This is a genomic window from Candidatus Bathyarchaeota archaeon (assembly GCA_026014805.1).
In the GTDB taxonomy this organism is placed as follows: domain Archaea; phylum Thermoproteota; class Bathyarchaeia; order Bathyarchaeales; family SOJC01; genus JAGLZW01.
In genome coordinates, this window is record JAOZHR010000022.1 from 68,705 (window position 1) to 86,298 (window position 17,594).

The following is a 17,594-nucleotide window of genomic DNA, read 5'->3' on the forward strand; positions in this document are numbered from 1 at the left end:
GCGATGAGAATAGTGAAAGACAAGAAGGGACAGTTCATAATCATTGCAGTTATGATGATAGCAATTATGATGGTGTCCATAGCTGTGACAATGTACGGCGTCGCGACATACTACAAATACGAGATGTGGGAAGAATACATAACCATGATTGATCATATAAAGCTCAACACAATTCGACTGGTCGAGATAAGTCTAGCCAACTACACGACGGCGGCGACCGAAAACAACAGCATATTAAGGGACAGTTTAGCGCGATGGCAAATCGACTTAAGAAAGGCATACCCAGGTCATGGAATAGCCCTAACATATGAGTTGGCCAATAGTTCCTATCAGGCTTATAATGCACACATCAATTATACCCTCGGGCTGTCCCGTTGCTGGAATGAAACAGCTTCTTTCTCAGCTGCAAACGCTACCTTCACTCTCAACATGGCTTCCGTAGGATTAACAGGATACAAATTCAGGACAGCCCCATTCCTAAACTTAACAATAATCACTGTTGATAACGCCGCAAAAGAAATCACCGTAACTGTGAAAGGAGAAGACGGAACGCCCATAACCAACTTGAAAGAAGACAACTTTCAAGTAGACGGGCTCAATATAACGGCTGTTACTTCACGCTACGACCCGAAAGAGTTATTTTTATACACAATAAAATGTGACGGACCCATGCTTGAATCAGTTACAGTAACAGTATGGGATGTACAAGGCATACAAGTAGTCGCTAAATCAAACGAATAACTATGATGTAACTACAACACTATGAAAGCGTCCCCACCACTCTATTGCTCTTTTTCATAACGGAATCTCACACCAATGCGAAATGCAAAACTATCCAGACAATGTCGCCGACTGTAAGTGCTAGAATCAACCCTATTGTAATGAAGATTAGCATTGGCAAACCGGGTGTAGCCCAAACCATGTTTTGGGTTTTTCCTTCATTTTTGGCTTTGATGATTCTTTCTACAATTTCTTCTCGGTGCTCATCCTTTGGAAATAGCAATAGGCGTTTCTTTATCTCTCCTTGCTGCGTCGTCTGATAATCTTCGAGGGGATACAAGAACGATTTTTCCAAGTCTGCAATTGAAACCTTATAGCCACATAACAGTGCTAATGCTTTGCGTCCGAACGATTCATCTTCGTATCCTTGAAAGAGTTTCTGTCCAGTTTTTTGTCTCCAAATGAGGTTGCGAAGAAGCGCATAGAATACACTGAAGGCGGCTATGATTACGCCGTTGCTGAATACAGTGATGGGAAAAATTGGAGAGACAAAACCTGATACTGGTTCAACCAAGTCTGGGATCCGCGGAATCGCCAAGGCTATACATATGAGTGCTTTTGCATCTGCTCCGCCGAATGCTCCTACGTAAAAGAGGGCTATTGAGAAGACAGAGGTAATCACGACGGATATGCCATAGTTAATTATTAGCTGAAGTGTGTCACTAGGTGAGAAAAACAAGAACTGAGCAACACTCAGCAAGAAGGCAATAGGTGCAAAAACTATCCATACGTTGTTGCTTATTTCACGTGTTTTCCAGTCGCTCCAAGAAGCATAAGCTAAGAAAATCAAAGCAATGATGATGCGGATCCAAGATAGTATCTCTTCCATGCGGTGTTCCACATTGTTCAGTTTTCGGATAAACTCATTTAGAAAGAAAGAAGTAATAAAAGTTGGCAATTCCCGAATTGCAGTTTTCTGAGGAGACTAGATATTCTAAGCGGATGGCGATTTCCAAGTGAATTCTTTGGCTGTTCCAGCTTCGGGTGCGATTTTGAAGTAGTATGTCTTGCCGCTTGTCCATGAAGACGCCAAGTTGTTTGGCCAGTCAAGAACTATTGTGATTGTTTGATCGACTGCAAGGAGTTTTCCTGCTGTACTGAGGTCTGTGTTGACTGTGACTTCTATGAGGTTTGAAACTGTGCTGCCTATGTAAAGGCGGACGATTTTTGCGTCGCTTGTTCCTATGTTTTTAACAACTATGCTTGTTGTTTCGGTCGTGGCGTTCCAATATACGTTTTCAACATCTAGAATAGTTCCACCTGCTTCTATTTGTGCACCCATGAACGTCATTACCCAAGCATATGTGACGACTATTGCCGAAACTGCGATAACAATTAGTAGGAGTGTGGCTAAGATTGGAGATATACCTTTTCTTGATTTCAGGGTTTTTGGCAAATTCGTTTACACCTCTCTTCTAACCATTCTGCGAATGCTTATTTAACACATATGAACTCAGAATCAACATCACAACTACTTACCAGCATTCCCTAGAAAATAAAGCAGAGTCCAAAACACATTTTGCTTCTTCCTTAGTTTCAACGCAATTATTCAGCATCAGTTTTATGAAAGCAACTCCTTGAAGCGCAAAATGGGATGTTAAGTAGTGACTTCATAAACAAAAGGCGGGTTTTTCGTACGAATTTCAAGAGTAGCTCCCAGGAGAGTTTCAAGATATCCTCTTTGCACTTCAGGATTGTATATGTAAGGGGTTTTGATGATTATGTATTTGTCTCTTTGATAGAAATCGCCGAGACCTTGAATGCGAAGGCGTTTGAAAACTTCTGACCATTTTTCTTTATCTGTTGTGTCAAGATTTAGGGTGGCTTCCATGCTGATTTTTGCTGCTTCACCTGCTTTTCTGCCCACTTCGCGGTGTTGGTCTGGAGGAATATATTGTAGCAGAGTACTTACGAATTCTATATTGATGAAGGCAATGCGGCTGATGCCGGCATAGTATTCACCTGGGTATTTCCAGTCGTAGATCATCATGCTTCTGTAGACGTCCAACATTTTAGAGATGAGTTGTTTTATGCCTGCTTCCTTTCCGTCTTTGATGAGTTCGTCTATGTATCTGCGTTCTTCTTCTTCGAGGATTATAGTGGTTCGTCGCACATGTTCCTTCTTGTCTTTTTGTGGTGGCGGTGTATCTTTAGCTGGCTGCATATTTGATATATCTCATTGCATACCTTATATGTTTTATTGCTTGATAAGCAGTTAAGCAATTTAGTGTTGCAATGTACGTTTCCTAAGTCTCTCTATCTTTTTCCCAATTAATTTAATAAGCCTTTTAGACCATTGAAAATAGTATTCGCCAATATGAAGGTTCATAATATGGTCAATCTGGATACTGTTACTCCGTTGTTTGAGCGAGTCGAATCTTTCCAGATTTTCACTGTTCAATCATTCCTACCCATTAATCATATGACTGTGTTCTTAATCGCATTCAACATCAGTGAGGCAAAAAGCAAAAAATGATTCCCAAAGAATTCTTCGTAACAAGCGCCAAAGCGACCAGTCCTGTCTCTGAACTGAACGCGTTCGACCTTGCCCTAAGAAATGCGGGAATTTCCCAATGCAACTTAGTATCAGTCAGCTCTATACTGCCACCAGAGTGCAAAGAGCGAAAATGGCGTAAGCTTCCTGCCGGCGCAATCACTCACGCCGTCATCGCCCGTATGGATGGAGACGAAGGAACCACCATAGGAGCGGGAATTGCATGGGTTTGGGAAAAAGATAGAGAATATGGTATTGTGGCGGAGGCTCATGGATATATGGATCGTAGAGCTTTGAAGGAGACTTTGGTGTGGAATATCAAGGAGATGGCTGAGATTAGAGGAATAGAAATTGGAACTACCAAGTCTCGAATTGAAGTTTTACGTGTGCCTATGGCCCATTATGGATGTGTCATAGCAACACTCATTTACTGCCCACTAGATTGCTAACAACTTCATACACGCGCATATGTTCTTCAAAAAGACTAATATTGTCGAGGCTGTGCTCTCGTGGAGAGAACGGAGAAAAAATTGCACAAAGAAATTGCCATTGAAGTTAGTCTCGCATGAAGAAATATGGAGATCTTACTGTTGCAGATGGCATATCCTTCACTATTCATAAAGGCGAGGTTTTCGCATTTGTCGGTCCAATGGTGCTGGAAAAACCACAACTGTAGAGATGCTGACGCTGCAGGGAATGCAGTTACATTTCCAATGATGTTTTCTTTCAGGTAGCTTCTTCCCATTGGAGTTTATGCCTAATTTCTTGCAGCAGATAGCCACAGTCCTTCCGTTGACCTATTTAAATAGCGGGTTGAGAGATTCAATGGTGTATGGCAATGTGTCGAGTGCTCTGTTCAATACGGCGGTAATGTTGGGTGTGGGTATGTTCCTCATTATAGTTGGGGCGCTGATAACAAATTAGAGAGAAGAGTAAAATGTTATGCCGGACGTGTTCTCCAAAACCTGTGAGATTTGAGGTTTTGCAATCAGTTGTCCAGAGGGCTGATGGCTACAAATCTGCCGTTCATCTTTTCTCAAATTTAGCGAACAATCGCGAGAGGTCGCGCTTTACCTGGCTTTTTCAGCACCCTTCCCCTTATGGCGAAGTCCTCTCACCTTCTTTCCTGCACTGGTTAATCCTCGAAAAACTCGTCCTTTGTGCACTTTTTTGCAAATCCAATTGACATCATTGTCTGCTTTGATAACTGGATGCGCCGGGTCAACCATAAGAATTTCATACCACTTGTGGCGTCCGTCTTCTCCAACCCAGTAAGAATTAAGAACTTCCAAGTTCGGAAACCTTCTCGCCGTCCGCTCTTCAGCTATTAGTTTAAAGCTTTTTGCAGGTTTGTATTTAGCAGAGCCCATGCGTTTCGGTTTTCTACCTGACTTGGGTCTCGGTCTGTTTAAGCCCCCTCGTCTTATCCTAACTCTAGTTACAACGAAGCCTTGCTTAGCTTTGTATCCCAATTTCCTTGCTCTATCTAGCCTTGTCGGTTTTTCAACTCTAACAATCGAGGACTGCTTCCGCCACTCAATAAGTCTGTGCCACATTAGTTCTTTCACATAGGAAGCTTCTGGTTTTTCCCAAGCTTCTGAAATATACTTGTAGGTCATTCTATGTTTTCTCCAGTTTGCGGTTCAACCTTTAAGGTTACATTCCAGCGGATTCGAGCGTCCGCCAACGATTTGTAGCTAACAACAAGAGGAATCCTAATAAAGCTTTTTCTGCTTCGCACATTCCAGCAATGAATTTATTAGCCACGGACTAAGTAGCCTAAAACCGAAGAAAAATGGAAGACTGGGACCTAATTATCATAGGTGCTGGTCCCGCTGGGTTAACAGCAGGAATATACGCTGGCAGAAGCAGACTAAAGACGCTCATACTTGAAGAGAAAACGCCAGGCGGCGAAGCAGCAGTCACACCACTTGTTGAGAACTATCCAGGCTTCGAAACAATTAGCGGACTCGAACTGATTGAAAAAATGACTGCCCACTGCAAAAAATTCGGAGCACAGATAAACGAACTGGAAAAAGCAGTGTCACTTGATATTGAAGGCGAAAAGAAGCTTGTGAAAACAAATGCAAATACTTACTCCGCGTCTGCGGTGATTATCACCACGGGAACTCACAATCGACAACTCAACGTACCGGGCGAGGACAAGTTTCAAGGAAGAGGCGTCAGTTACTGTGCGTTGTGTGATGGCGCTTTCTTCAAAGACAAAAAAGTAGTCGTTGTTGGAGGTGGCAACTCTGCTGCAACATCAGCTCTTTATCTTTCAAACATTGCAGCCAAAGTCAAACTTGTGCATCGTAGGAATCAGTTAAGAGCTGAATTGACTGTTGTGGAGAATTTGAAAAGGCAAAATGTGGAATTTCTTTGGAATTCGGTGGTCAAAGAAGTCAAAGGCAACAGTGTGGTGAAAAATGTGATTTTGCAGAACAACAAAACTGGAGAGGAAAGCGAGGTGGAGATTGACGGCGTATTTGTTCAAATCGGCGAAGTCCCTAATACCCAACTCGTCAGAGAGGCAGGGATTGAAGTTGACAACGGCGGCTATATCATTGTTGATGTCCGCCAGAGAACCAATGCCCCAGGTGTTTTTGCTGCAGGAGACGTAACTAACGGGTCAGTAAAGCAGATTGGAACGGCTGTTGGTCAAGCCATAGTTGCTGCAACAGAAGCTTTTGGTTACATTAAACGACCTTATTATTATAAAGAGATGTAAAAAATTAAACTGCATCGACGGAATTCTCGCCATAAATATTCAAAAGACAATCCCGAAAGCAACCATTTACGGTATAACCGACAAAACAATTACCCGTCACGCTACAGGTGGATTTCCTGTTTTAGGATTCACGGTCGCACAGATTCCCACGGGAATTACTCACACTGGAACTACTATGGTAACATGTGCGGTTGCGATTGGCTGGTAAGCTTGAGATGCGCGCCCCGCATAGTCTGCAAAGGGTTTAGGTTAGATCCAAACTGATAGTTTCAGTTTTTTACAACCGCTTGTTTTCACAATTCTTAAATGCAACTTAAAATGGAATACTGGACAAGTTAAAATCATGGGAGGTGATTTATTGTCTGATGGAATATTTTCATTAAAGAAAGCAGTTCCTATAATTGTTGTAACGTGGATTCTGTCTTTAGTTACCACGTTAGCTATTACATACTTTGTTCCGTTTGTACCGATTGGTACTAGCCAAATTGGCGACGGCGTAGTCACAGGGGATAAGATGGCTAATGGTACAATTATAACTATGAAGTTAGCCGATGGAACAGTAACTTCTGCCAAAATATTGGATGGTACAATAACGGCAGTAGACTTGGCTGATGGCTCCATTGTAAGCGTTAAAATCACAGATGGTGCAGTAACAACAGCTAAAATTGCTGACGGTTCTGTTACTACAGTCAAGATTGCAGACGGTGCCCTAGTGACTGTGAAGTTGGCGAATGATACTGTGACGTCGGAGAAGATAGCGGATGGAAACGTGACTACAGCTGACCTTGCCGACGGTGCAGTTACAACATCTAATATTGTTGATAACGCTATTGTGGAAGTGAAGTTGGCTGACGGTTCGGTAACTTCAGCGAAAATAGTAGACGGAACAATAACCGCAGTAGATATGGCTACAGGCGCTGTAACCTCGACTAGGATTGCTAACGGTGCCGTTACAACCAGTAAGATAGCTAATTACGCAGTCACTAGTCTTAAGCTGGCAGCAGACGCGATTCCATATAATTCTACAGTGCAAACTTCTGAAGTAATCACAAGCTCATCAATCATGGAGGACATGCCCTACACGTCGGTGAATATAACTTTGTCAAGGAATAGCACGTTGCTAATAATGTTCAGCAGTGAAGCAAGTAATCCAACAGCAGGTTCAATGATCCATTTAACCGCTTCGGTTAATGGAACAGATGCGAGTCCTCATAATATATATTTCACTCCAACTGATGTAAATCGTATGTGTTCATACGCCTACAATTTCATTTACTTCAACGCAACTGCAGGTTTCTACACAATTCAGATGCGATGGAGGGTAACGGGAGGCAGCACGGGTGTCGTTTGGTATCGGACTTTAGTCGTCATAGCGTTACCAGCATAATGCGCAGGCACAACTCTTTACTTTCCCATTTTTTTGTTGACCCCTATGGTTTTCTTCCATAGTATTCCCATTCTAAAAGAGATTTGGTTTTATTGATTTTTGCCATCTTTTTATTATTATAAAAGTTAACAATTTGAAAACAAATGCTTTCTGCGGGAGAAGAACCCCTCCTTCCTGAACCGAGTCAACATCTCAACGCAGAGGGCGTTTGCGCATGTGCGCTGGCGACTCAAGGTTCCGCGAGCTTCTTTTCCCACAGAAAGCAAGGCTAGAAAAACGTGACTAATTATTTTTAAGAAGTCAAGTTGTACAAAAAACTTGCGGTTACATGTTATTTCTGCCATTCAATTTTCCTTTAACACCATTCACCATATTCTCTTTTCAGCCTATTTCTATGAGTCAATTTTTCTTGTGCCAATTTAGAAGACAAATTGCCAGCCTCCGCGCCTCAAACCCTTATTGCAATGAATTTATTAGCTCGTTTTATGTAGTAGACTACTTCTATACACACAAAAACTGTATCGGATGTGAGGGCATGTACAAAATCGTTGCCATGCAGACATTGGCTCCTCAGACAAAACTATCCAAGATTTATGCCCCCGAAATCGCCGAAAAGGCTCAAACAGGGCAATTTGTTATATTAATAGTGGATGAAAAGGGGGAAAGAATCCCATTGACTCTTGTCGATTGGGAACCCAGAAATGGCACTATAACGCTGATTTTTCAAGAAGTTGGTGTGTCAACTAAAAAATTTGGCTCCTTGGATGTTAACGAAGAATTGTCCGATGTGGTCGGTCCTTTAGGAAATCCAAGCTACATAAAGAACTATGGAACAGTCGTAATCGTTGGCGGTGGTGTTGGCACTGCACCTTGTCTGCCGATAGCCAAAGCGTTCAAAGAGGCAGGAAACAAAGTGATTTCGATAATTGGCGCACGGAACGAAAAGTTACTTATTTTAGAAGAGGAAATGAGACGCATATGCGACGAAATTTACATTGCAACTGATGATGGTTCCAAAGGATACAAAGGATTTGGCTGCGACATGCTCAAAATACTGATTGAAAAAGGATACTCCATAGACATAGTATATGCTATAGGTCCGACTGTGATGATGAGAGCAGTCGCAGAGGTTACACGACCATACAAAATAAAGACAATCGTTAGTTTGAATCCCATAATGGTGGATGGAATGGGAATGTGCGGTGTCTGCCGGGTTTCAGTTGGAGGCAAAGTTAGATTCGCATGTTTTGACGGACCCGAGTTTGACGGCCACCAAGTGGATTTTAACGAATTAATAAAGCGTCAAAGAGCGTTTCTTGCCGAAGAAAAACTTGCTCTAGAGCACTGGGAAAAATGCAGAGGCAACTGTAATGGAAAAGAAGCCTAAACCAAAAATTTGTAAAGAAAGCGTTCCAATGCCTAAACAAAAAATAGAGGAAAGAATACGCAACTTCAACGAGGTGGCACTTGGCTATACCGAAGAACAAGCAGTTGCTGAAGCAAAAAGATGTTTACAATGTCCACAACCAAAATGCATTGAAGGTTGCCCAGTAGAAATAGATATCCCCGCTTTCGTAAAACTGATTAGTGAACGCGAATTTGACGAAGCCATAAAGGAAGTTAAGGAAAAAAACAGTCTCCCAGCCATTTGTGGACGTGTTTGTCCTCAAGAAGAACAATGCCAGCAACAATGCATAATGGGCAAAGCTGGTGCACCTGTCAGTATTGGAAAACTGGAAAGATTTGCAGCTGATTACGAAATGAAAAAAGGTGTAGAAACCCCCACGAGGCAGCCGCTTACTGGCAAAAAAGTGGCGGTTATTGGCGCTGGACCTGCGGGGCTTACTGTTGCCGCAGATTTGGCCAAACTTGGACATGAAGTTATCATTTTTGAGGCTCTTCACAAACCAGGCGGCGTGCTTGTTTATGGAATACCAGAGTTTAGGCTACCTAAAAAAATCGTGGCATCCGAAGCAGGCTATGTTGGAAAGTTGGGCGTCACAATTAAACCTAATGCTCTGATTGGCAGGCTGTTTACGATTCCTGAACTTTTCAGAAAAGGATTTGACGCAGTTTTTATAGGAACAGGCGCAGGGCTTTCTCGATTCCTAAGACTTCCTGGTGAGAACCTTGGTGGAATATATTCAGCAAACGAGTTTTTGATTCGTGTGAACCTGATGAAGTCGTATGCTTTTCCAGAATATGACACACCTATAAGGCTTGGAAAAAGAGTGGCGGTTATTGGCGCTGGCAATACAGCTATGGACTCTGCCCGTTCCGCTTTGAGACTTGGTGCTGAGGAGGTTTACGTAGTGTATCGCAGGTCAAGAAAAGAGATGCCTGCCCGTGCCGAAGAGATAGAAAACGCTGAAGAAGAAGGCATAATCTTTAATCTTCTAACAAATCCAAAAAGATTTTTTGGCGATGAAAAAGGCTGGGTAAAACAGATGGAGTGCATTAAAATGCGACTCGGAGAACCCGATGCATCCGGACGCAGACGCCCTGTTCCAATCGAAGGTTCGGAATTTCTTATGGATGTAGACACGGTAATTATCGCAGTTGGAAGAACTCCAAATCCAATGATTCAACGAACAACTGATGGATTGGAGACTACAAAGTGGGATACAATATCGGTTGATGAGGCGACTGGAAAGACCAGTCTTGAAGGTGTTTATGCTGGTGGCGACATTGTATCGGGTCAGGCTACAGTGATTAGTGCTATGGGTGCTGGAAAGAAGGCTTCCCGAGCTATCCATGAATATTTGGCGAACAGAAAGTAATTCCTTGCGTTTCAATGGCAAAGAAGATAGTAATAAGACTTAATTCCGCAAACAGCAACTTTAAAATACAGACAACCGTTAAGACCCAGTTTATTCTAGGTTTCCATCAACATCACCATCTGAGAATATTTTGTCATGATGTAAATTCTATCTCTCCTCCATTTGATGTCCTACGAAACTTTTCAAGTCCCCGAATAAAATTTTAAACCCATTTCCAATCTATTTTTCTTCAAAGGATAGATGAAAAGCCATCTACAATCAATCATTAGCATTACCTTTCTACTCCTATATCCGATGCCAATAAAAAAAGTCTGTGACACCATCTATTCCAAATCATGTGTACACAATTTTTTGGGCTGTCTGTTTTCGGAGAAGAGTTGCGAGTGGAAGTGGGAGATAAGGAAATGAAGAGTTTTAGATGTAAGAATCTACATCTAGGCCTCCCACTCGCAATTATGAATAGAGCAACATTCTACATATATCTCTTGTTCTCAAACGAGGCCCATTTCAGCTATGACAGATCACAGTACACTAGAAAATCTGCATATGTAATGCAAACTGCGGAAAAGACGGGACAATGGAGAAAGTGTGCTGGCGAACCCTTTTTCTATTCACGAGTCACTATTAGATATGCGCGTTTCAATTTGTGACATTCCACCATTCCAACAACGTGTGTATATTGCAACAAAATAATCGAGGGTAGTAACCCAAGTCTATACATGTGTAACGGTGGCGCCCAATTACTAAGCAATTGATTTTACAGCCTTTGAGACAAGCTTTAAACACCTAATTGCAGAGGCATATGTTGGGTAGCCCCGTAACCCACATTCTGTACCAGCCAGCACCACTCTTTCCTTACCAAACCGTTCAGTTATTCTTATAAGCCGTTTCTTCATGATGCCAACGTCTTCTAGAAAGGTTTCTGGTTTCACTGTCCCCTTTGAAATGTTCTTCCAAACGTCTGCGACAGCATCATCAGATGCATTTGAGCCCAACTTTTCCCTTATCAATCGATCAAAATCAGTTAAGGCTATGCTGGCCTTTAACAATTTATCCTCCTTTTCCAACCGCTGCTTAGTAGTTTTCATTTCATAAAGAGGGTCATCCATATGTGACTCTATAATTCTGAGTGACTTGACTGCCCAAAACAAGTCGTCCGAGGTGCAGTGAAGATGGATGCAAGTCTCTACGCCTTTATTCCTAGCCTTGCTCGTTAAGGATTCCCACGCTGCAAGAAGGCTCTCTCTACCTTCGGTGCCTCTGTCTATTGATGGGTCGTCAACTAAGCCAAAAAGCGGCTCATCTACAGAGACTAGGACAACCTTGCCTTGCTTCATTGCAAAAACGTTCTTCTCTACGGTTTCTGAAAGCACTTCACCTAGTTGTCTGTAGGTTTGGCTGTTTCTATAGGGAAAAAATGAGGCTAACGTATAGGGTCCAGTGATGCAGATTCTAAGCTGAAAGGGGCTGTCCGTTTGGGCATGAATTTTTCTAGCGTTTTTCTCTATAGTTACCACTTCGGGTAGCCTGCCATACCCCGATTTTAAAGTTAGACGCCCGGTTTCAATGTAGCCGTTTTCTATCTTTTCTAAACCTTCAAAGGTTGAAAGGAACGTTTTATTCATGTCACGAAATTGCGGAAAAGCTGGAACTGCAATGCCTGCTTTCAGCTTGTCCAAAAAAGCGTTGACAACTATCTGTTCAAAAAACTTGGTAGAGTCATCGCGTAGGTTTGCTGCGAAATGGTTTGCCCCTTCTAACAATTTGTCTGGCCTATAGGTGTAAGGAAGACTTCCAACGTCACAAGACTGAATCAACCTAGCCGCTTCCTTCATACTTGAAATGTTTATAACCTCGCGCCTCTATTTTAGCCATCTTGCTCCTATACTTTAGGCGCAGGACTTTCTCTGCAGTAGTTCTGCCGATTTTCAAGAGGGCACCTCCTTTTTGCATAACTGCATCTTCTACTAATCTCCAATGTTTCGACTTAATGGTAACAATTAGCTCGTATTCTTCACAGCCATAAAGGCTCCACGTTAATCCATCGCTGGAATCTAGACGCTGTGGTTGCACCTGTTTCTGCCAAAGCTAAGCTTTCTTTGAGCCATGCATGGGGCGTCAAAACAGCGACCACAAGTTTCTTTCTGATTTTTGGTGGGTGGCGCGTTTTTATGTCAATATTTTGAGACCCGATGCACGCGCGTACTATTTCTAGGATATTTTGCTGAGTATCTTGTCTGTCTTTATCTTGTGGATTTCGGGTGCTAATTCTTTTGGGTCTATGCCCAATGCGAAGGCTAAGAGTTCGGAATAATGAAGTATTGGTATATCGTAGTTTTTATTGAATTTCGCTCTCACTTGTATCTGTCCTATGTCCAGTGCAACGAAACAGAATGGGCAGAGGGTTGCAATGCAGTCAGCGCCAGCCTTAGACGTGTTTTCAAGTTTCTCTCTGGCAAGATTGAGCGCCAAATCATCAGAATACCCCCTCAAAAGCCCGCCACAACACTTCAACTTGTTTCGATACTCGACACTTTCAGCACCTAATGCTTCAATTAAACTTTCAAGAATGCGGGGACGTTCTGGATCGTCGAGTTTCAGAAGCTCGCTTGGCCTAAGCGCGTGACAACCATAGAAAGCTGCAATCTTTAAGTTGTTTAAAGGCTTTGAGACATTTTGCTTAAGTCGCTCCAGTCCTACATCGTCCATCAAGACTTGGAGGAAATGTTTAACCTCTTTGTCACCTTGAAACTCCTTTCCAGCTTGGGATAGAATCTTGTTTATCTTCGCCTTTAGTTCTTCGTCATCCTTTAACATGTTGTTTGTCATCGCAAGAGATTCAAAGCAACCGCTGCACAACGTGACTAGATTCAGATCAGATTCTTCGGCTAGGCAAATGTTGTATGCGGCTATGGCTAGACTGGTTTCGAAATTTATGGATTGCACTGGTGGAGGTGCACAGCACGTCATGTTGTCTAAGTCAACAAGCTCGATTCCAAGTTTTCCTAAAGTCTTCCTTGCAGACAACTCATAGTTGGGCTGACGAGCGGGTATGGTGCAACCAAGGAATAAAGCGTAGCTAGTCATTGTGATTCCTCTTTGAGTTGCAGTTTGTCAAAACCTGTCGCAGAAAGAATTTTTCTCAATGCTTCCACACCTGTTGGTTTAAGGGGAGGTAAGCCGAGGGTTGGTCTTTTATTTTCGACGAATTGGGAAATCTTTACTATGCGTCCGTTGTTTAATAGAGCGGATGCAAACTCCGAATAGATATTCGGGCTGTAGCCTTTTTTGAAGGCGATGTTTCTCAGGGCGTAAATTACGTCGGCTATCTCAACCTTTTGAGGACAACGTTCTTGACAGTTGTAGCATGAACAGCAAAGCCATATAGAGTCACCTGAAAGAACCTCCTTTTCTGCTCCTAGGAGTGACAGTTTGATGACTTCTCTCGGGTTGAAACGTGGGGTGATTTTAGCCACTGGGCAACTGCTAGCGCATGTTCCACACTGGTAACATAGGGTTATTGTTTTGCCACCTAAACGACTCGTAATTACACTGGAGAATGCCATGTTAGTGTTTTTTTCCTCTTGCACTTGTTCCATTCTAAGTCACCCCTTCCACTTGAGAACCTGTCATTAATTGCAATGGACCTAGCTTCTCTAACTTATCATTCATCATTCGCGCAGCCTCAGCAAACTTGTTTCCTTCAATAAACACCATATTGAACATCTCCAATCTCTCCGGCTCAATGCCATACTCCTTTAGCAAAACTTTAGCAAGTTTCACCTTCTTCTCAGCTTTTTTGATGCCAACCTCGTAGTGGCAGCCGTCACTTTTGCATCCTACAACCATCACTCCATGAGCCCCTGCCTTGAAAGCCTCCAAGAATTGATGGATTTGCAGGATTCCCGTACAGGGCACTTTCATTACCCTCACGTTGGCTGGGTATTGCATCTTGGCCATTCCTGAAGAATCTACGACGGTGTGTCCACACTCTGAACAGCATATGGCCAGAACCAAAGGCTTTGGCGTTCCATTTATAGACAGGAGCGCTTTCATTTGAGCCAACATCTGGTTTGTTGTCGAATGCCTAAGTTCAATAGCGTTAAGGGGACAAGTCCCTACGCAAATGCCACATCCCTCACATAAGAGATCAGATACTTGAGCAACAAAGTGGTTTTCAGTCGTTGGGACCAAACTTATCGCTCCGTAAGGGCACGTGACCGGGCAGAATTCACAGTCACCACAATATTCCTCGTTGACCACGGCAGTTCTCTGATATTTAACTATCTTGCCGGTAGTCAAGAGCTTCATAACCTTTAGTGCTGCTGAGTGAGCATGCAAAGAAGTAGTTGGCGCGTCTTTTGGGAATGTTGCCCCACCGCACAAGTATATCCCTTTCAGCTTGGTCTCGGTTGGTCTTAGCTTGGCATTATATTCCTTGAAAAAACCGTCTTCTTCTAATTCGATGCCCAGCATCTCAGCAAGTTCTTTAGTACCTTTAGCGGGCACCATGGCTGGAGCTAAAACCACTAAATCGGCTTCTAATTCGAGAAATCTCTGTAGAAGAGCGTCTTCAACATCGACAATTAATTGATTGGTTTCTAGGTCTTTGTAGATTTCGCTTGGTCTGCCCTTGACAAATTTGATTCCCATCTCTCTAGCTCGTTCGTAGTAATGTTCGTGTTCTCTTCCGGTGGTTCTCATGTCTATGTAACATATAGTGACGTCTATGTTGGGGTAGGTTGATTTAATTAATGTGGCGTGTTTTAGGGAAATCATACAGCAGATGCTTGAGCAGTAAGAGTTGTAGCGCCTGTCTCGCGAACCGACGCATTGAATCATCACGATTTTCTTGACAGGTTTGTGGTCTGAAGGTCGAATGATTTGACCCCCAGTGGGACCGAAACCGTCAAGGATCCTGGCAAACTCAAGATTGGTTATTACGTCTGAGTAGTCATCGTAGTGATACTCCTTTATGATGCTGGAATCAAACTCTTCAAAGCCAGTGGCGACTACTATGCTGCCCACGTTTAGAGTTATATGCTCAGTCTTCTGGTCCAACGCAATAGCATTAGTAGGACAGACTTCAACGCACTTGGCACAGTCGTGGAACTTGCATACGCTGTCGTCGATGACGTAGACAGGTGGATGAACGTTTGGAATGTTCATGTAAATGGCTTTGCGGGTTTTCAGCTTTGCATTATATTCATCTGGTATTTCTACGGGGCAAACTGTAGTGCACAAATCGCAACGGATGCATTCCTCGTTGATGTATCGCGGTTTTTTTTCTATCGAAACTTTATATTTTCCAGGAACTCCTTCAATTGCTACGACTTTTGAATTGGTTAATATGCTTAAGTTGGGAATCTCGCTGAAACCAGAGCGGTACATGCACTTCCGTGAAGTATGAGTGATGGTTTTCAAGTCTGAGGCGGGAGACTGTATGCAGATGGCGCAGTCATCAGTTGGGAAGAATCGACCTGCACGAGCAGCCAAGCCTCCGAGAAATGCCGTCTTTTCAACCAAGTTCACCTCGAATCCCAAATCTGCCAAGTCCACAGATGTCTGCATCCCAGCGATACCTCCACCTATGACCAGTACAGATTTGAGGACAGGAAACTCAAGTTTTTCCAAAGGCTCGAGAAGCTTTGCACGTTCGATAGCAGCTAGGAGCATGGCTTTAGCTTTTTCTGTGGCTTCAGATGGTGTTTCTTGGTGAGGCATTGCACAGTAATCCTTGAGATCGATGAATTCCATCAAATATGGGTTGAAACCAACATTCTCTACTGCTTGAGCAATCTTCACTTCACTTAGCTTTGGAAGAGTCCCCCCCACGACGACTCTATTTATTTTTTCATCTTTTATGGCGTTTATTATGTTTTGTAGTCCTTGGCCACGCCAAAACTCGCTGCCTCTCGCCACGTAAACCACGCCTGAAATGTTTTTAACATAATTTGTCAAATCGTTGTAGTCTAAGATTTTAGAGAGTTGCTTTCCACTGTCAGCTAGGAACACTCCAACTTTAACTCTGTCCATTTTGAACCCTTCTCATCTTTTAATCATTTTCAATAGTCTTTTCTCGGCATCGTAAATCTTAACTTCCAGAGGCATCTCACCAATAGCAAAGTGGGTAGCACATGCAAAGCACGGGTCATAAGCTCTAAATGCCATTTCCACCCTGTTCAAAACCCCGTCACTGATTTCGCCGTTATGTATAAGTCCTTTAGCCGCGTTTTTAATGGACATGCAGATTCCTGGCGCATTGTGAGTTGTTGCCACTACTAAGTTAACTTTCTTGGCTAAGGCTTTTTCATCTAATATATAATGGTGGATTAATGTACCCCTAGCAGCCTCAACTATTCCAACTCCTTCGCCTGGATTTCTAGGCTTGTTTCTAATATCCTTGCTTGTGATTTCCTCGTCTCTAACCAATTCTAAAGCTCGTTCAGCGGCATACATGAGTTCTATCAGTCTGGCCCAATGGAAAGCCAAGGTGGCATGAACGGGTTTTCCACCGAGTGTTTTGTACATTCTCTCATACTCTTTTTGAGCTATGGGCGTTGCCATACCGTCCGCAGCATTCAGTCTTCCGAGAGGTCCAACTCTGTAGATGCCGCTGTCCGGTCCCGCTACCAAGCCTTTCCATCCGATTTTCTTGAGGTATGGAAATTTGACGTAGGTCCATGGTTCCACGTGCTCCTCGATAACATCTAGATATTCGTTTGGTGCGAATTTGACAAACTCTTCTCCTTTAGGGTCAACCACACGGACATCGCCGTCGTAGAAATTCACTTTGTTGTTTTTGTCAACAGTTCCCATGTAGTAGGTCTCCAATGCGTACGGTTCGCTTTTAATCAAGTTTACGTAGTCACTGTTCTTAAGAACCACGTCGTCGAAGATTTTCAGAGAGAACTTTGCGAACTCCATGCAACTTCTAACCATTTTTTCAATTTCTTGTCTTTCCTCTTCGGATAAAGGCTTTGAAACGCCTCCTGGCAAAGCACTCACTGGATGAGTTGGTCTACCTCCGAGGATGCCCGTTATTTTTTGTCCATAAGCTCGATGTTTAATCACTTCTTTTGCAATATCCAAGCCCACCTTTTCTATCACTCCGAGAATGTTTCTTTTCTCAGGTGGCGCGTCTGGTCCTACGATGAAGTCTGGTCCACCTAGGAAGTAGAAGTGCAATATGTGGTCGTAGATGATGTAGCCACAATACATAAGTTCTCTCAGTTTCTTAGCCGTCTCTGTAGGTTCCACGTTGAACGCAGCGTGACATGCTTTTGCGGCTGCCATGTGGTGGGCTACTGGGCAGACACCGCATATCCTCGTTGTTATTATTGGCAAGTCTTCAGCTCTTCTTCCCTCGCAGAACTTCTCGAATCCCCTTAACTCAGGTATTATCATATAGGCGTTCGCAAC

The 17,594-nt window shown here is 43.1% G+C and carries 16 protein-coding genes and 2 pseudogenes; 8 read left to right on the plus strand and 10 right to left on the minus strand.

Annotated elements, in window-relative coordinates; genetic code table 11:
- Positions 1-3: 3 nt before the first annotated feature.
- On the plus strand, positions 4-741 hold the full coding sequence (locus NWE91_05485) for a hypothetical protein (protein MCW3985845.1): 738 nt from the start codon (positions 4-6) through the stop codon (positions 739-741).
- A gap of 67 nt (positions 742-808) precedes the next feature.
- Here the strand turns inward: NWE91_05485 and NWE91_05490 are convergent, their stop codons facing one another.
- The 3 genes from NWE91_05490 to NWE91_05500 form a co-directional block, all read right to left on the minus strand.
- Positions 809-1,609, minus strand: a complete 801-nt coding sequence (locus NWE91_05490; GenBank protein MCW3985846.1) for a prepilin peptidase — start codon at positions 1,607-1,609, stop codon at positions 809-811.
- 105 nt (positions 1,610-1,714) lie between these two features.
- The gene (locus tag NWE91_05495; protein MCW3985847.1) at positions 1,715-2,176 is read right to left on the minus strand and encodes a hypothetical protein; all 462 of its coding nucleotides are present in this window, start codon (positions 2,174-2,176) and stop codon (positions 1,715-1,717) included.
- Positions 2,177-2,377: 201 nt separating this feature from the next.
- Positions 2,378-2,944, minus strand: a complete 567-nt coding sequence (locus NWE91_05500) for a hypothetical protein (GenBank protein ID MCW3985848.1) — start codon at positions 2,942-2,944, stop codon at positions 2,378-2,380.
- A 308-nt stretch (positions 2,945-3,252) separates the two neighbouring features.
- Between NWE91_05500 and NWE91_05505 the strand changes: the two genes are divergently transcribed.
- The 3 genes and pseudogenes from NWE91_05505 to NWE91_05515 all read left to right on the plus strand — a co-directional run bounded on the left by NWE91_05505 (position 3,253) and on the right by NWE91_05515 (position 4,198).
- Complete coding sequence (locus NWE91_05505) at positions 3,253-3,723, plus strand: pyruvoyl-dependent arginine decarboxylase (GenBank protein MCW3985849.1); 471 nt, start codon at positions 3,253-3,255, stop codon at positions 3,721-3,723.
- Between the two features lie 116 nt (positions 3,724-3,839).
- Positions 3,840-3,961, plus strand: a pseudogene (locus NWE91_05510) (ATP-binding cassette domain-containing protein).
- 45 nt (positions 3,962-4,006) lie between these two features.
- Positions 4,007-4,198 (plus strand): annotated as a pseudogene (locus NWE91_05515) (ABC transporter permease).
- Positions 4,199-4,344: 146 nt separating this feature from the next.
- Here NWE91_05515 and NWE91_05520 read toward each other — a convergent pair.
- Positions 4,345-4,893 (minus strand): 50S ribosomal protein L15e, encoded by a 549-nt coding sequence (locus tag NWE91_05520; protein MCW3985850.1) that lies wholly within the window; start codon positions 4,891-4,893, stop codon positions 4,345-4,347.
- A gap of 176 nt (positions 4,894-5,069) precedes the next feature.
- On the opposite strand from NWE91_05520, the gene trxB reads away from it, so the two are divergent.
- The 4 genes from trxB to gltA all read left to right on the plus strand — a co-directional run bounded on the left by trxB (position 5,070) and on the right by gltA (position 10,172).
- Entirely contained in the window at positions 5,070-6,005 is a 936-nt protein-coding gene (gene trxB / locus NWE91_05525) for a thioredoxin-disulfide reductase (protein MCW3985851.1), read from the plus strand.
- Positions 6,006-6,363: 358 nt separating this feature from the next.
- Positions 6,364-7,392, plus strand: a complete 1,029-nt coding sequence (locus tag NWE91_05530) for a hypothetical protein (GenBank protein ID MCW3985852.1) — start codon at positions 6,364-6,366, stop codon at positions 7,390-7,392.
- 535 nt (positions 7,393-7,927) lie between these two features.
- Complete coding sequence (locus NWE91_05535) at positions 7,928-8,779, plus strand: sulfide/dihydroorotate dehydrogenase-like FAD/NAD-binding protein (protein MCW3985853.1); 852 nt, start codon at positions 7,928-7,930, stop codon at positions 8,777-8,779.
- Entirely contained in the window at positions 8,763-10,172 is a 1,410-nt protein-coding gene (gene gltA, locus NWE91_05540) for an NADPH-dependent glutamate synthase (protein ID MCW3985854.1), read from the plus strand. Before NWE91_05535 ends, gltA begins: the two co-directional genes overlap by 17 nt.
- 743 nt (positions 10,173-10,915) lie before the next feature.
- Here gltA and NWE91_05545 read toward each other — a convergent pair.
- The 6 genes from NWE91_05545 to NWE91_05570 all read right to left on the minus strand — a co-directional run.
- A complete protein-coding gene (locus NWE91_05545; GenBank protein MCW3985855.1) occupies positions 10,916-12,007 on the minus strand; it encodes a hypothetical protein in 1,092 nt (363 codons plus the stop codon).
- The gene (locus NWE91_05550) at positions 11,991-12,245 is read right to left on the minus strand and encodes a hypothetical protein (GenBank protein ID MCW3985856.1); all 255 of its coding nucleotides are present in this window, start codon (positions 12,243-12,245) and stop codon (positions 11,991-11,993) included. The genes NWE91_05545 and NWE91_05550 overlap by 17 nt, the downstream gene beginning before the upstream one ends.
- 138 nt (positions 12,246-12,383) lie before the next feature.
- On the minus strand, positions 12,384-13,259 hold the full coding sequence (locus NWE91_05555; GenBank protein MCW3985857.1) for a CoB--CoM heterodisulfide reductase iron-sulfur subunit B family protein: 876 nt from the start codon (positions 13,257-13,259) through the stop codon (positions 12,384-12,386).
- On the minus strand, positions 13,256-13,771 hold the full coding sequence (locus NWE91_05560; GenBank protein MCW3985858.1) for a 4Fe-4S dicluster domain-containing protein: 516 nt from the start codon (positions 13,769-13,771) through the stop codon (positions 13,256-13,258). The genes NWE91_05555 and NWE91_05560 overlap by 4 nt, the downstream gene beginning before the upstream one ends.
- Before the next feature lies 1 nt (position 13,772).
- A complete protein-coding gene (locus NWE91_05565; protein ID MCW3985859.1) occupies positions 13,773-16,208 on the minus strand; it encodes a hydrogenase iron-sulfur subunit in 2,436 nt (811 codons plus the stop codon).
- A 12-nt stretch (positions 16,209-16,220) separates the two neighbouring features.
- The coding region (locus NWE91_05570; protein ID MCW3985860.1) for a Ni/Fe hydrogenase subunit alpha at positions 16,221-17,594 on the minus strand (1,374 nt) is incomplete at its 5' end.